Here is a 14,531-nt window from a genome sequence, read left to right as displayed (position 1 = left end):
CGGACCGGTGTCAGCCGGCCCCCGCCGTGCCCCGCCGCCACAGGTGCGGGGCCGCCGCGAAGAGCAGGGCCAGCGCCACCGCCGCCAGCACCCCCTGCCACGGGTGCGGGAACAGCGCCCCGCCCAGCAGTCCGATCAGCTGGTACGTCGCCGCCCACGCCAGCGCCGCCGGGAAGCAGCCGCGCGCGTACGCCGCCACCGGCATCCGGGTCAGCAGCGCCGCCAGCATCACCGGGATCCGGCCCCCGGGCACCAGCCGGGACACCACCAGCACCACCGTCCCCCGCTCCGCCAGCTGCCGCTGGGCGCGCCGCACCGCGCCCGGCGCGGCCTGCTCGCGCAGCCGCCGCAGCCAGCGCGTGCCGCCCCGGCCCAGCGCGAACAGCAGCAGATCCCCGCAGAACGCCGCCAGGGACGCCGCCGCGAACACCAGCGCCGTGAACACCACCGGATCACTGTGGTGGAACGCCACCACACCCGCCGAACTGACCAGCGCGCCCGTCGGTATCACCGGCACCAGCGACCCCACCAGCACCAGCAGGAACAGCGACGGCAGCCCGACCGACGCCTGCTCGGCCTCCTCCGCCGCCAGTGGCACCACGGGCGACACCTGCGGCAGCGACCGCAGTATCCCGGGCGTCACTCCCGGACCGCCGGCCCCACCGGTACCCGCACCCGTTCCCCGTGCCCCAGCCGGTGCACCCGCACCCCCGGCGCCAGCCGCGCCGCGTGCCGGACGAACTCGTCCCCCGGCGCGTGGAACTCGTGCGGACGCACCGCCGCGAACCCCAACGGCCAGTACGTCCCGTAGTGCACCGGCACCGCGTGCGCCGGCCGCAGCCGGGTCAGCGCCCGGGCCGCCCGCTCCGCGTTCAGATGGCCGTGCCCCAGCCCCGGCCCCCAGCCGCCCACCGGCAGCAGCACGGTGTCCACCGGGCCCGTCTCCCGCGCCATGCCGTCGAACAGGCCGGTGTCACCCGCGTAGTACGTCCGCGACGCGCCCTCGATCACATAGCCGAGCGCCGACACCCGGCGCGGCCCCACCGGCAGCCGCCGCCCGTCGTGCGCCGCCGGCACCGCCCGGATCGTCACCGGGCCGAAGGGCAGCGCTTCCCCCGGCGTCAGCTCGTACACCGGCAGCCGCGCCGCCAGCCGCCGCAGCCCCGGCACCGCCCGCACCGCGCCGCGCGGCAGCACCAGCGGGGTGCCGGGCGCGAGCCGCGCCAGCGACCGCAGATGCAGATGATCGGCGTGCAGATGCGACACCACCACCACGTCCGCGCCCAGCACCGCCGGTGGCGGCACCGCCCCGCGCCGCCGCCACAGATGGGCGCAGCGCCGGGTGAGCAGCGGATCGGTCAGCACCGCGACCCCCGAATCCCGGACGGTGGCGGTGGCATGGCCCCACCAGGTGATGTCCACCGGCACCAGGAACTCCTCCCACCCGCCCGTACGTCGTTCCGATACCGGAAGCCTACGTGTGTTTGCCCGGTGACGTCCGCCCGCTCCGCACGCACGATCCGGGCAGGATGGACGGGACGCAAGCGGCACGGGCGGCACGAGTGACAGGGAGGGCCGGGCGGTGGCAGGGGTGCGGAGCGGGGGCGCGGCGCTGCTGCGCGTGCTCGCGGTGTGGGCCGTGAGCGCCGCCACCATGGTGGTGCTCGCCCTGGTGCTGCCCGATTTCCGGCTCCAGTCCGCGCACGGCGACAGCTTCACCCGGGTCGGCGCCACCGCCTTCCTCGCCGCCGGGGCCTTCGGCCTGCTGTCCGCCCTGGTGTGGCCGTGGCTGGTGCGCGCCCTGCTGCTGGTGCCCGCCCTCGCCCTCGCCAGCCTGGTGTTCCTGCTGAACGGCTCGCTGCTGCTGTTCGCGCTCAGCCTCATCCCGTACGGACGGGGCGAGGCCAGCCCGCAGACCGCCGTCATCGTGGCCGCCGCCATGTCGCTGACCTCCTCCGCCACCAGCACCTGGCTCGCTGTCCGCGACCAGGGCGCCCAGCGCCGCCGGCTGCGCCGGATGGCGCCGTGGGCCGACCGGCGCCGGGAGCCCGGCGACGGAGCGGCGGCGGCCGGGCCACGGCCCGCCGGCACCGTCTTCCTCCAGCTGGACGGCATCGGGTATCCGCTGCTGCGCGAGGCGATCGCCGGCGAGCGCCCGCTGATGCCGACGGTTGCCGCGCTGTGCGGCACCAGCCACCGGCTCACCCGCTGGCGCACCGACTGGTCGAGCCAGACCGGCGCCTCCCAGCTGGCGATCCTGCACGGCAGCAACGAGGACGTGCCCGCCTTCCGCTGGTACGAGAAGGAACGCGGCGTGGTCGTCGTCAGCAACCGCCCCTCCTCCGCCGCCGAACTCCAGCGCCGCGCCGTCGCCAGGACCGGCGATCCGGGGCTGCTGGCGGTGGACGGCGCCAGCCGGGGCAATCTGTTCACCGGCGGCGCCGGGCAGGCCGCGCTGGTGGTCTCCATCGCCGTCCGGCGCGGCAAGGGCGAGCGCTCCCGCGCCGGATACTTCGCGTACTTCTCCGACCCGGCGCACGCCGCCCGCACCGTACTGTCCTTCGCCGCCGAACTGGTGCGCGAGATCGGCCAGTCGGTCCGCGCCCGGCTGCGCCCGGCCGGGCCCCGGGTGGGGCGGGGCGGGCTCTACCCGCTGATCCGCGCGTTCGCCACCGTGGTGGAGCGGGACGTGGTCACCGCCTCCGTGGTGGGCGACATCCTCACCGGGCGCACCGCCGTGTACGCCGACCTGGTCGCCTACGACGAGGTGGCGCACCACTCGGGGCCGCGTTCGCCGGACGTGCGGCAGGTGCTGCGCCGGCTCGACGGCTGCGTGGCCACGATCCGGCAGGCCATCGCGTACGCGCCGCGTCCGTACCACCTGGTGCTGCTGTCCGACCACGGGCAGAGCCACGGGGAGCCGTTCGAGAGCGCGTACGGGCACTCGCTGGAGGAACTGGTCCGGATCGGCTGCGGCCGGCCGCTGGCCGGTGAGCCGCGCCGGGCCCGGCGCAAACGGCGCGAGAAGCGGGCGGAGACCGGCGCGGAGGCGCGGGCGGTGGCCCGCTCGGCGCTGCACCGCCCGGAGGAGCCGGCCGAGCCGCCGCTGGACCCGGACGCGCGGCGGCGGGCACCGGTGGTGCTGGCCTCGGGCAACCTCGGCCTGGTGTCGTTCCCGGAGATCACCGGCCGGGCGACCCGCGCGGACATCGCCGCGCGCTATCCGGCGCTGCTGTCCACCCTGGCCGAGCACCCGGGCGTCGGCTTCGTGCTGGTGCGCGACCAGCGGTACGGGCCGGTGGTGCTGGGCTCGGGCGGCGGCGAACACCGGCTGGCCGGCGGCGAGGTCATCGGCCCCGACCCGCTGGCGCCGTTCGGGCCGGGCGCGGCGGAGGCGGTGCGGCGCACCGACCGGTTCCCGCACACCGCCGATCTGATGATCAACTCGGCGGTGCACCCGGACACCGGCGCCATCCACGCCTTCGAGGACCAGATCGGCTCGCACGGCGGCCTGGGCGGCGAGCAGAGCCAGGCGTTCCTGCTCTCCCCGCACGCCCTGTCCGAGCCGGTGCCCGGCGGCGGCGAGCCGGTGGGCGCGGAGGAGGTGCACCGCGTGCTGCGCCGCTGGCTGGCGGAGTCGGCCCGGGTGGGCGGGCGCACGGACGCTCCGTCGGTACCCTGACCGGGGCGTCCGGGCCGCCGGGCGCCGGGGGCGCGGTTACGGCCGGTGCTCCGGATCCCGGGTCCCGCTGCCGGTGAGTTCGTACTGCAACGCGCCCGAGGGGCAGCGCCGTACCACCTCGGCCAGCCGCTCGGCCTCGGCGCCGTCGGGACGGATCCAGGGGCGCCGGGCGGTGTCGAAGACCTCCGGCAGGCCGTGGACGCAGGCGGCGGCGTGCCGGCAGCGCCCGGCCTCGAAGGTCACGGTGATCGACCGGCCCTGGTAGGTCTTCTTCCCGGTTCCGGTACTCATGTCGGCCTCCGTCGTGATCGTGCCCGGTTCAGTCGCTGACGTCGCTGCGGGACTGGTACAGCAGGTCCTGGTACGCGGGGTGCCGGGCGATCCACCCCGCGAAGAACGGGCAGGTGGCCAGGACCCGCAGATTCGCGGCGCGTGCCTCGTCGAGCGCGGTGCGGGCCAGCGCCGACCCGATGCCCCTGCCCTCGAACTGCGGCGGCACCTCGGTGTGCACGAAGGCGATGAGTTCCTGCGTGCGGAGGTACTCCGCGACGCCCGCGACCCTGGATTCCCCCTCGATCCTGGCCTCGTACCGCTGGGCTTCGGGAACGTCCCGCACGTCCACTGCCATGTGTCCTCCACAGGTCTGCGGCCAGGGCTTTTCCCCGCCGGTCCGATTCAGTCAAAGCGTCGCCCGGCCGGTGCGGCACACGCGCGACGCCGCTGGGCGAGCCGCCGGCCGGCACCCGTCCGGACGGGTGCCGGCGCGGTGGTCGGGTCAGGCGCCGGTCCGGCTCTGCCCGGCGAGGAGCTGGGTCTCCCAGGCGAAGGCGACTCCGGTGGCACCGGCGTGCTCCAGCATGATCCGGGTGGCGCCCGGCAGGGTCTTCTCCCGGGCCCAGTCGCGCTGCCACTCGGCCAGCACCGCCAGCCAGGTGATGGGGGTGATGCCCGCCTGCACCATGCGCCGCACGGCCATGTCGTGGGCCTCCTGCGAGATGCCGCCGGAGGCGTCGGTCACGACGTGGACGTCGAAGCCCTCGCCCGCCGCCTGGATGGCGGGCATCGCCACGCAGATCTCCGTCCAGAGACCGGCGATGATCAGCTTCTTGCGCCCGGTCGCCTTGACGGCGTCCACGACGAGCTCGTCCTCCCAGGTGTTGATGAGCGTCCTGTTGATCGGCTGCTGCTCCGGGAACACGTCCTGCACCCCCTGGAGGAGCAGACCGCCGCGTTCCTCCAGGACGGTGGTCAGGATGGTCGGCACGTCGTACGCCCTGGCCGCCTTGGCGAGCCCGATGACGTTGTTGACGATCATCGTCGGCTCGTGGCTGTTCAGGTTCGCGAACTGGAACGGCTGGTGGTCGATCAGGACCAGCACGCTCTCCTCGGGTGTCAGCAGGGCGTCGAGTCCGGCCTTGTTTCCGGTGCTCATCAGATTCCCTCTCCGGTGCTTGCGCGTCGGTTGGCCGGGGGCGTGCCGAGGTTCCCGGCGCCGGCCCCCACCCCATGTGGTTGATGCGTCAACTACATTAGGGCGCACTGGTTGACGCGTCAACTAGCGGCCGGGGGTGCCGGGTTGCCGGTGGCAGTGCGCGGTCACCGAGGTCCCGCCGCGGCCCCGGTCCGTCCACCGCACCGCGAGCCGGTCGCAACCGGCCCCGTCAGCGGGATGGATGGGCGCTCGGCGCGCTCGTTACGCTCCCCCCATGAACGCAACGCCTCGCTGGCTGACCTCGGAGCAGAAGGCCGCCTGGGACAGCTTCATCCGCATGCAGGAGAAGCTCATCGGCAAGCTCACCCGCCGGCTCCAGGACGACTCCGGCATGTCCGCATCGGAGTACATCGTGCTGGCCAAGCTCACCGAAACCGAGGACGGGCGGATGCGCTTCATGGACCTGGCCAAGCTGGTGGAGTGGGAGAAGAGCCGCATGTCCCACCAGGTCCGGCGGATGGCGAAACGCGGACTGGTGGCGAAGGAGGAATGCCCCGACGACGGGCGCGGCGCGTTCATCGTCGCCACCCCGGCCGGTCACCGGGCGATCGAGGACGCCGCGCCCATGCACGTCGAACACGTCCGCCGGCTGTTCACCGACGCCCTCACCCCGGAAGAACTCGCCGTGCTCGCCCGGATCTCGGACCGGGTCCTCGCGCACATGGAGCGGCAGCCCGACTGACGGTTCCGGGGCCCGGCGTCCCCGGCCACGGCGGCAGCCGGCGGAGCCGAGGCGTGGCCCCGTGGAGATCCGCACGGGAAGGCATAGGGTGGCCGGCGCCGTGGTTCCGTACCGTGTGAAGGGAGCGCGCCGATGGCGCCGCAGCCGCTGACCGACCTGGAGATCGCCGAGACCCTGAGCGGGCTGCCCGGCTGGCGGGCCGAGGACGACCACCTGGTGCGCTCGTACACCCTGGCGGGACATCCGGCGGCCGTCGCGCTGCTGGTGCACATCTCGGTCGCGCAGGAGGAGCTGAACCACCACGCCGAGCTGACCCTCGTCTACAACCGGCTCGGCATCGCCCTCAACACCCACTCCGTGGGCGGGAAGATCACCGAGCTGGACGCGCAACTGGCCCGCCGGATCGAGGAGATCGCGGCGGGCCACGGCGTCAGCGGCTGACGGTGATCACGGCATCAGCACGGTGTCGATGAGGTAGACGGTGGCGTTGGCGGTCTGCACATTGCCGCAGACCACGGCGGCCTCGTCGTTGACGGTGAAGGACTCGCCCGACCCGGCGGTGGTGACGGTGCCGCCCTGGAGCGTGTCGAACGTGCCGTCCGCCAGCTGCTCGGGGGCGATCCGCTCGCCGACCACGTGGTAGGTGAGGACGCCGGTCAGCAGCTCCTCGTCCGCCAGCACCGCGTTCAGGTCCTCCTCCGGGATGGCGGCGAAGGCGTCGTTGACCGGCGCGAAGACCGTGATGTCCTGGGCGTCGTTCAGGGTGTCCACCAGACCGGCCGCGTCCACCGCGCCGACCAGCGTGGTCAGCGCCTCGTTGTTGCTCGCGGCGGTGGCCACCGGGTCCAGCGCCATGCCGTCGAAGCTGCCGGGCCCCTCGGCCGGGGTGGCCGCACAGGCCGGGCCGAACGGCTGCGCCGCGTTGTCCATGCCGCCCTCGGGGGCGTCGGAGCCGGCGTCGCCCCCGGCGCCCTCCTCCGCGCCGCCACCGGTGGACGACTCGGTGTTCTCCGCGGCGTCGTTGCCGCCGTTGTCGTCGGAGGAGCAGGCGGCCAGGCTCAGCGGCAGCACGGCGGCGGCGGAAACGGCGACGGCGGCGCGGCGGATTCGGTTGATACGCATGAGGTACTCCTGATGTCCATGGGTTGTCGGTTGCCGACCGCCGGGTGACGGTCGGTCCGGTGCCGGTGCTCGCGGACCGGCGGAGGGGAGGGCGGGGCGCCGGCTCGGCGGCGCCGCGGTCAGCTCACGGTGACCACCACCGCATGCCGTCCGGTCGCGCCGTCCGGCACCGTGCCCACCCGGTCGGCGGTCTGCGTCTCGCCCGAGCGGTCGGTGGCCCGCACCTGGAGGGTGTGCCGGCCCGGTGTGGCGTCCCACGTCCACACCCACTGCCGCCACACGTCCACGCTGTCCTCCTCGGCCAGTTCGGCCGGCGTCCACGGCCCGTCGTCCACCCGCACCTCCACCCGGTCGATCCCGGTGTGCTGCGCCCAGGCGACGCCCGCGACCGCCACCGGCCCGGCGCTCAGCTCGGCCAGGCCGCGCGGGGTGTCGATGCGCGACTGCGTCTTGATCGGTGCCCGCGCCGCCCAGCCGCGCTCCACCCAGTACGCGTCGTAGCCGTCGAAGGTGGTCAGCTCCAGCTCCGTCAGCCACTTGCAGGCGGACACGTAGCCGTACAGGCCGGGCACGACCATCCGGACCGGGAAGCCGTGGGCGAACGGCAGCGGTTCGCCGTTCATGCCGACCGCCAGCAGCGCGTCCCGGCCATCCAGCACGGTCTCCACCGGGGAGCCCAGCGTCATGCCCTCCACCGAGCGGGCGATCAGCTGGTCGGCCGGGCCGCCGCGCGACGGCGGCCGGACCCCGGCCTCGGCCAGCAGATCGGCCAGCCGGACCCCGATCCAGTGGGCGTTGCCCGTGTAGCGACCGCCGACCGGATTGGAGACACAGGTGAGAGTGATGCGCCGCTCGATCAGCTCGCGCTCCAGCAACTCGGCGAAGCTCAGCTCCAGCGGCCGGGTGACCCCCAGACCGCGCACCGTCAGCCGCCAGTCGTCCACGTCGACGCGCGGAACGCTCAGCGCGGTGTCGATCCGGTAGAAATCGCGGTTCGGGGTGATCAGCGGTTCCAGCCCCGGCACATCGAGGCCTGCGCCGGCCGGGATCGCGCCGGCCGGTGAGGAGGGAGCGGGCAGGCCGAGCGCGGCGCGCGAGGCCGCCGCCCGCGCACGCCCCGCCGCGTTCAGCCGGTGCCCGAGGAGTCCGGCCCCGGCGGAGGCCGCGGTCACCGTGGTCGCCGCCACGACGAACCGCCGCCGTTCCATACCGCCCAGCGTCCGCGCGGCGCCGCTGCCCGGCGGCTCCGCGCGGCCCCGGCGGCCCGCCCGCTCACCCGGCCCCGGCCGGTCCGGGAACATCCGCAGTCCCGTACCGGCCAGGACGTACAGCACCGCGGCGCCCGCGACCGCTCCCGTCAGGGAGGGCACCGCGTCCGCCCCGGCGCCCTCGGGCCGCCCGGCCGCCACCAGGGCGCCGAACAGTCCGAAGCCCAGCACCGCGAGCGCCCCGGCACGGCGGAACCGCATCGCCGAGACACCCACCACGATCGCGAACAGCCCCAGCAGCGCCAGGATCCCGAGCTGGAGCACCAGCTTGTCGTGGGTGCCGAAGGTCGCGATCGCCCAGTCCTTCACAGGAGCCGGGGTCCGGTCGATGACCGCCCCGCCCACCGCGTTCACCGGCCGGGCCTCCTCCCGGACGCCGGCGGCGGTCAGTTCGGCCACCGTCAGCGAGGTGAACGCCGCCAGCAGCCCCGCCACGGCGCCGGCCGCGGCCACCGGGAAGAACTCCCGCAGCCGGGCCGGGCCCGTCGTCCTCTTCGCCGTCCGTTCGTCGCTCACATCCCGCATTCGCGGCCGCACGCCCGGCGGATGGGTCCACACCCCGGGAATGTGCAGATCTCCCTCCTCCGGGTGAATCCCGTGCCGACGACCCATCCAGGTCGGCCGCGGCTCCGAATACGTCCCGAAAACTGTGTCTGAACCGACCCGAGGAGGCAGTCACATGACGGGTACGGCACGCCGCACGGCGGTGGTGGGAGCGGGGATCTCCGGCCTCACCGCCGCCCACATCCTCGCCAGACGGGACGAGGTGACGCTCTTCGAGGCGGACAGGAGGCTCGGCGGACACGCCCACACCCACGACGTCGCCGGAGCCGGCCGCACCCACGCCGTGGACTCCGGATTCATCGTCCACAACGACCGCACCTATCCCCATCTGCTGCGGCTCTTCCGCGACCTGGGCGTCAGCACCCAGGACGCCGAGATGAGCCTGTCCGTGCGGTGCGACGGCTGCGGCCTGGAGTACGCGGGGGCGCGCGGACCGCGCGGGCTGTTCGCCCGCCCGGCCACCGCGCTGCGCCCCGCCGCCCTGCGGATGTTCGCCGAGGTGCCCCGGTTCCACCGCAGGGCGCGCGCCGTCCTGCGCTCCACCGGCGGCGACCGGCAGACGCTCGGCGCCTTCCTCGCCGAAGGACGGTTCTCCCGCTACTTCACCGCCCACTTCATGACGCCCCTGGTGTCCGCCGTGTGGTCCTGCGCCCCCGCCACCGCGCTGCGCTACCCCGCGCGGTACCTCTTCCAGTTCCTCGACCACCACGGGCTGCTGTCCGTCACCGGCTCGCCCGTGTGGCGCACCGTCCGCGGCGGATCGCGCAGCTACGTGGAACGGCTGGCGAAACACCTCCCCGCCGTCCGCACCGACACCCCCGTCCGGGCCGTCCGCCGCACCGCGGACGGCGTGGAGATCGTCACCGACGACGGCACCGCCCACTCCTTCGACTCCGTCGTCATCGCCACCCACGCCGACCAGGCGCTGCGGCTGCTGGCCGACCCCAGCGACGCCGAACGCGCGGTGCTGGGTGCCTTCCGCTACTCCCGCAACGCCACGGTGCTGCACACCGACGACTCGCTGCTCCCCCGCGCCGGGGCCGCCGCCGCCTCCTGGAACTACTGGCTGCCGTCCTGCCACGCCCAGCCCGGCCAGGTCCACGTCAGTTACGACATGACCCGGCTCCAGCGGCTGCCCCGCCGCCCCGGCGAGGGCCGCTACCTGGTCTCGCTGAACGCCGCGGACCGCGTCGACCCCGACCGGGTCATCGCCGCGATGGTGTACGAACACCCCGTCCACACCACCGAGTCCGTCGCCGCCCAGCTGCGGCTGCCCGCGCTCAGCGGCCCCGTCACCGCGTACGCCGGCGCCTACCACGGCTGGGGCTTCCACGAGGACGGCTGCCGCTCCGGCGTGCGGGCCGCCGCCGCGCTGGGGGTGGACTGGTGAGCCGGTCCGGGCAGCCCACCGCCCCCCGGGCCGTACCCGCCCTCTACCGCTGCGAGATCACCCATCTGCGCCGCTCACCGCTGCGGCACCGGGTACGTCACCGCACCTATCTGTGGCTCATCGACCCGGCCGCCCCGCCCCGGCTGCCGCGCGCTCTGCGCCCGCTGGCCCGGTTCGACCCGCGCGACCACTTCGACGGCACGGCGCCGACGCTCGCCGCCGGACTGGAGCGCTTTCTGCGGTCCCGGCTGGAGTCCCCGCCGGACGGGCCGGTGCTGATGCTCACCCACGCCCGGGTTCTCGGGTACGTCTTCAACCCGCTGACCCTCTACTGGTGCCACCACCGCGACGGCTCGCCCGGCTGCGTCGTCGCCGAGGTGCACAACACCTACGGGAAGCGGCATCTGTATCTGCTGCAACCCGACGCCACCGGGGCGGCACACACCGCCAAGGACTTCCCCGTCTCGCCGTTCTTCCCGGTCGCCGGCGGCTACCGGATGCGGCTCCCGCTCCCCGGCGAACGGCTGCGGCTCACCGTCACCCTGGAGCAGCCGGGACAGCGGCCGTTCACCGCCGCCGTCACCGGCACCCGCTCAACCGCCGGGCCGCTCCCGCTGCTGCGCGCCGCCGCCCGGCACCCGCTGTCCACCCTGGCCGTCTCGGCCGCGATCCGCGCCCACGGCATCGCGCTGTACCTGCGCGGCCTGCCGGTCCGCCGGCACGAGCCGCCCGCCGCCCCGCCACCCGCCGCCGCCACCGCACCCCTCCCGTCATCCGCCCAGAGCCCCGCGAAGCAGAGGACCATGCGTCAGATCACCCCACCCCGCCCGCTGCCCGCCGACCCCGCACGCTGGGAGGGTGTCGCCACCGTCCCCGCCGCCTCCCGCCCGCGCACCGCGCTCACCGAACGGCTGGTGCGCCGCGCCGTGGCCCGGATGCCGCTGCGCGTCGTCACCCCGGCCGGGCCGCTGCCCGGCCCCGGCGGGCCCCGGATCGACCTGCACGACCCGGACGCCTTCTACCGGCGGCTGGGCACCGGCGGCACCATCGGCTTCGGCGAGTCCTACCTGGCCGGCGAGTGGGACGCCCCCGACCTGGTCGCCGCCCTCACCGTGCTCGCCGGCCACACCGGCACCCTCGTCCCCGCACCGCTGCAACGGCTGCGCCGGCTGTGGGCACCGCGCCAGCCCGCCACCCAGCACAACGCGCCCGACGCCGCCCGCGAGAACATCCGCCGCCACTACGACCTCTCCAACGATCTGTTCGCGCTCTTCCTGGACGACACCCTCACCTACTCCGCCGCGCTCTTCCGCTCCCTGCCCGCCCGCCGCGAACACCTCGCGGACGCCCAGCACCGCAAGATCGACCGGCTCCTCGACCTGGCGGACGTCGGCCCCGGCACCCGGCTGCTGGAGATCGGCACCGGCTGGGGCGAACTCGCCCTGCGCGCCGCCCGGCGCGGCGCCCGCGTCGACACCCTCACCCTCTCCGCCGCCCAGCGCGACCTCGCCGAGCAGCGGATCCGCGAGGCCGGCGCCGCGGACCGGGTCACGGTGCGGCTCCAGGACTACCGTGAGCTGGCGGACGGGCCCGCCGGACGGTACGACGCGGTGGTCAGCGTCGAGATGATCGAGGCCGTCGGCGTCCGCGGCTGGCCCGGCTACTTCCGCACCCTGGACCGGGTGCTCGCCCCCGGCGGCCGGATCGCCCTCCAGGCCATCACCATGCCGCACGAGCGGATGCTGGCCTCCCACACCACCCACACCTGGATCCAGAAGTACGTCTTCCCCGGCGGCCAGCTGCCCTCCACCCGGGCCATCGCCGAAGCCGTCGCCCGGCACACCTCCCTGCGCGTCACCCGCCGCGAACCGTACGGCCCGCACTACGCCGAGACGCTGCGGCTGTGGCGCGAACGCTTCACCGAGCAGGCCGCCGCCGTCACCGGCCTCGGGTTCGACGCCACCTTCCGCCGCATGTGGACCTTCTACCTCGCCTACTGCGAGGCCGGGTTCCGCTCCGGCTATCTCGACGTCCAGCAGCTCCTGCTCACGAAGGGCACCCCCGCATGACCGACGCCGCCACCCGCCTCGCCCCCCTGCTGCACCGGCTCTTCGACGGACCCCCGCCCCTCCGCGTCCGGGCCTGGGACGGCAGCGAGACCGGACCCGCGCACGCGCCCACCGTGGTGCTCCGCAACCGCCGGGCGCTGCGCAGACTCCTGTGGCAGCCCGGGGAACTCGGCCTGGCCGAGGCGTACATCACCGGCGACCTCGACGTCGCGGGCGACCTCGGCACCGCCCTGCGCACCCTGTGGACCGCCGTCCGCGAACAGCGGATCGAGCCGCCGCGGCCGACCGCCGCCGACCGGGCCCGCCTAGGCCGTGTCTTTCGGATCTTCGCGGGGCCGCGCCGCCAGCTACGGCACCTCGCTGCGTTGTCGCATCTCGCGAGTACGACCCGGTACGAGCGAGATCCTCCGCCTTGCGATGCACCGCATCTGACGCCGCGGCCAGATCCACGAAGATCCGAAAGACACGGCCTAGTCGCCTCCCTCGCCGGCCTCGGCGTGCTCGGCCCCCGCCCGCCCGCGCCCGCCGGCGCCGCCCGGCTGCGCGGCGTACGGCACAGCCGAGCCCGCGACCGGGCCGCGATCGCCCACCACTACGACCTCTCCAACGCCTTCTACGCCCGGCTCCTGGACCCCTCCCTGGCCTACTCCTGCGGCTACTGGACCGCCGACCCGGACGACCCGGCGTACGGGGTCGCCGACGCCCAGCGCGACAAGCTCGCGCTGATCTGCCGCAAGCTGGCGCTGCGCCCGGGCATGCGGCTGCTCGACGTCGGCTGCGGCTGGGGTGCGCTGAGCCTGTACGCCGCGGCCGAGCACAAAGCGCAGGTCACCGCCGTCACCCTCTCCGCCGAACAGGCCCGCCACGTGCGCGCGGAGGCCGAGCGGCGCGGGCTGGGCGAGTGGGTGGACGTGCAGTTGTGCCACTACCGGGACATCCGGGGCGGCTGGTACGAGGCGGTGGCGTCGATCGAGATGGGCGAGCACGTGGGCGACGCGGAGTACCCCGGCTTCGCGCAGCTGCTCACGCGGATGCTGCGCCCGCACGGGCGGCTGCTGCTCCAGCAGATGTCGCGCGGCGCGCACGCGCCCGGCGGCGGACCGTTCATCGAGACGTACATCGCCCCCGACATGCACATGCGGCCGGTGGGCGGCACCGTGGGACTTCTGGAGGAGGCGGGGCTGGAGGTGCGGTCGGTGGAGTCGCTGCGCGAGCACTACGTCCGTACGGTGCGAGCCTGGCTGGACAGGCTGGAATCCGGCTGGCCGGACTTCACCGGACTGGTGGGGGAGGAGACCTGCCGGGTGTGGCGGCTCTATCTGACCGGAGCCGCGCTGGCGTTCGAACAGCGCCGGATGGGCGTGGACCAGATCCTCGCGGTCCGCCCCAGTGACGGCGGCGGCAGCGGCATGGAGCCCACCCCCGCCGCCTGGTACCGGGGGAGCGTGCGGTGAACGGAATCCCGTGGGCCGCCCTCGGCCTGAACATCGCCCTGTCGGCCGCCGTGCTCACCCTGCTCATGGCGGCGACGTTCGCCGTGGCGCTGGCCAAGGGCGGGGTGCACCGGGTGGTGGACAGCGCCTGGGGGCTCGGCTTCGCCGCCGTCGCCGTCACCGGCTGGATCGCCTCCGGCGGGCGCGGCGACGACGGACACCGGCTGCTGGTGGCGCTGCTGACGGTGGTGTGGGGGCTGCGGCTGGCGGTGCACATCGCCCGGCGCGGCCGGGGCCACGGCGAGGACCCCCGGTACGCGCGGATGCTGGACGCCGCCCCCGGCAGCCGCGCCCTGTACGCGCTGCGCAAGGTGTACCTGCTCCAGGGCGTGCTCATCCTGCTGGTGTCGCTGCCGGTGCAGACCGCGCTGTACGCGGGCGCCCCGCCGCTGCCGCTGACCGTCGCCGCTGTCGTGCTGTGGACGGTGGGGATGTTCTTCGAGGCGGTCGGCGACCATCAGCTGGCCCGGTTCCGGGCGGACCCGGCCAACCGGGGCCGGCTGATGGACCGCGGTCTGTGGAGCTGGACCCGGCACCCGAACTACTTCGGTGACTTCGCGGTGTGGTGGGGGCTGTTCCTGCTGGCGGTCTCCGGCTGGCAGGCGGCGCTGATCAGCGTCCCGGCGCCGCTGGTGATGAGCGCTCTGCTGATCTTCGGCAGCGGCAAGGCCCTGCTGGAGCGGCGGATGGCCGGCCGGCCGGGCTGGGACGCGTACGCCGCCCGCACCAGCGGCTTCTTCCCGCGCCCGCCGCGCCGCACCGGCTGACC

At 74.8% G+C, this 14,531-nt stretch carries 14 protein-coding genes and 1 pseudogene; 8 read left to right on the top strand and 7 right to left on the bottom strand.

Annotated features, from left to right (window positions below):
• Window positions 1-10: 10 nt before the first annotated feature.
• Both BM385_RS02385 and BM385_RS02380 read right to left on the bottom strand, forming a co-directional pair.
• Window positions 11-643: a DedA family protein gene (locus tag BM385_RS02385; protein WP_380980395.1), complete on the bottom strand. Its 633-nt coding sequence runs from the start codon at window positions 641-643 to the stop codon at window positions 11-13.
• The gene (locus BM385_RS02380; RefSeq protein ID WP_019432451.1) at window positions 640-1,428 is read right to left on the bottom strand and encodes an MBL fold metallo-hydrolase; all 789 of its coding nucleotides are present in this window, start codon (window positions 1,426-1,428) and stop codon (window positions 640-642) included. Before BM385_RS02380 ends, BM385_RS02385 begins: the two co-directional genes overlap by 4 nt.
• A 163-nt stretch (window positions 1,429-1,591) precedes the next feature.
• On the opposite strand from BM385_RS02380, the gene BM385_RS02375 reads away from it, so the two are divergent.
• Window positions 1,592-3,682, top strand: a complete 2,091-nt coding sequence (locus BM385_RS02375) for an alkaline phosphatase family protein (RefSeq protein ID WP_093842019.1) — start codon at window positions 1,592-1,594, stop codon at window positions 3,680-3,682.
• Between the two features lie 36 nt (window positions 3,683-3,718).
• Here BM385_RS02375 and BM385_RS02370 read toward each other — a convergent pair whose 3' ends face one another.
• From BM385_RS02370 to BM385_RS02360, 3 genes are all read right to left on the bottom strand, one after another.
• Complete coding sequence (locus BM385_RS02370; RefSeq protein WP_019432449.1) at window positions 3,719-3,973, bottom strand: (4Fe-4S)-binding protein; 255 nt, start codon at window positions 3,971-3,973, stop codon at window positions 3,719-3,721.
• A 28-nt stretch (window positions 3,974-4,001) separates the two neighbouring features.
• On the bottom strand, window positions 4,002-4,310 hold the full coding sequence (locus tag BM385_RS02365) for a GNAT family N-acetyltransferase (protein WP_026047192.1): 309 nt from the start codon (window positions 4,308-4,310) through the stop codon (window positions 4,002-4,004).
• Window positions 4,311-4,457: 147 nt separating this feature from the next.
• On the bottom strand, window positions 4,458-5,114 hold the full coding sequence (locus BM385_RS02360) for a hydrolase (RefSeq protein WP_019432447.1): 657 nt from the start codon (window positions 5,112-5,114) through the stop codon (window positions 4,458-4,460).
• Window positions 5,115-5,388: 274 nt separating this feature from the next.
• Between BM385_RS02360 and BM385_RS02355 the strand changes: the two genes are divergently transcribed.
• Window positions 5,389-5,856, top strand: a complete 468-nt coding sequence (locus tag BM385_RS02355) for a MarR family winged helix-turn-helix transcriptional regulator (RefSeq protein WP_019432446.1) — start codon at window positions 5,389-5,391, stop codon at window positions 5,854-5,856.
• 132 nt (window positions 5,857-5,988) lie between these two features.
• Entirely contained in the window at window positions 5,989-6,297 is a 309-nt protein-coding gene (locus BM385_RS02350) for a 4a-hydroxytetrahydrobiopterin dehydratase (RefSeq protein ID WP_093842018.1), read from the top strand.
• Window positions 6,298-6,303: 6 nt separating this feature from the next.
• On the opposite strand, the gene BM385_RS02345 is transcribed toward BM385_RS02350, so the two are convergent.
• Entirely contained in the window at window positions 6,304-6,978 is a 675-nt protein-coding gene (locus BM385_RS02345; protein WP_019432444.1) for a fasciclin domain-containing protein, read from the bottom strand.
• 119 nt (window positions 6,979-7,097) lie between these two features.
• On the bottom strand, window positions 7,098-8,771 hold the full coding sequence (locus BM385_RS02340) for a molybdopterin-dependent oxidoreductase (protein WP_019432443.1): 1,674 nt from the start codon (window positions 8,769-8,771) through the stop codon (window positions 7,098-7,100).
• Between the two features lie 154 nt (window positions 8,772-8,925).
• Here BM385_RS02340 and BM385_RS02335 point away from each other — a divergent pair, with 154 nt between their 5' ends.
• The 5 genes and pseudogenes from BM385_RS02335 to BM385_RS02315 all read left to right on the top strand — a co-directional run bounded on the left by BM385_RS02335 (window position 8,926) and on the right by BM385_RS02315 (window position 14,529).
• Window positions 8,926-10,200 carry an NAD(P)/FAD-dependent oxidoreductase gene (locus BM385_RS02335; RefSeq protein WP_093842017.1) on the top strand — a complete coding sequence of 425 codons (1,275 nt, stop codon included), beginning with the start codon at window positions 8,926-8,928 and terminating at the stop codon, window positions 10,198-10,200.
• A pseudogene (locus tag BM385_RS26995) lies at window positions 10,197-10,928 on the top strand (DUF1365 domain-containing protein); the annotation flags it as partial. The gene BM385_RS02335 and the pseudogene BM385_RS26995, both read left to right, overlap by 4 nt.
• 75 nt (window positions 10,929-11,003) lie before the next feature.
• Window positions 11,004-12,269: a class I SAM-dependent methyltransferase gene (locus BM385_RS26990; RefSeq protein WP_175542913.1), complete on the top strand. Its 1,266-nt coding sequence runs from the start codon at window positions 11,004-11,006 to the stop codon at window positions 12,267-12,269.
• On the top strand, window positions 12,266-13,723 hold the full coding sequence (locus BM385_RS02320) for an SAM-dependent methyltransferase (protein WP_254791418.1): 1,458 nt from the start codon (window positions 12,266-12,268) through the stop codon (window positions 13,721-13,723). The genes BM385_RS26990 and BM385_RS02320 overlap by 4 nt, the downstream gene beginning before the upstream one ends.
• Window positions 13,720-14,529 (top strand): DUF1295 domain-containing protein, encoded by an 810-nt coding sequence (locus BM385_RS02315; protein ID WP_093842015.1) that lies wholly within the window; start codon window positions 13,720-13,722, stop codon window positions 14,527-14,529. The genes BM385_RS02320 and BM385_RS02315 overlap by 4 nt, the downstream gene beginning before the upstream one ends.
• Window positions 14,530-14,531 lie beyond the last annotated feature (2 nt).

This window comes from Streptomyces harbinensis (assembly GCF_900116145.1).
In the GTDB taxonomy this organism is placed as follows: Bacteria; Actinomycetota; Actinomycetes; order Streptomycetales; family Streptomycetaceae; genus Streptomyces; species Streptomyces carpaticus.
This window is presented reverse-complemented; position numbering and strand designations above follow the sequence as displayed.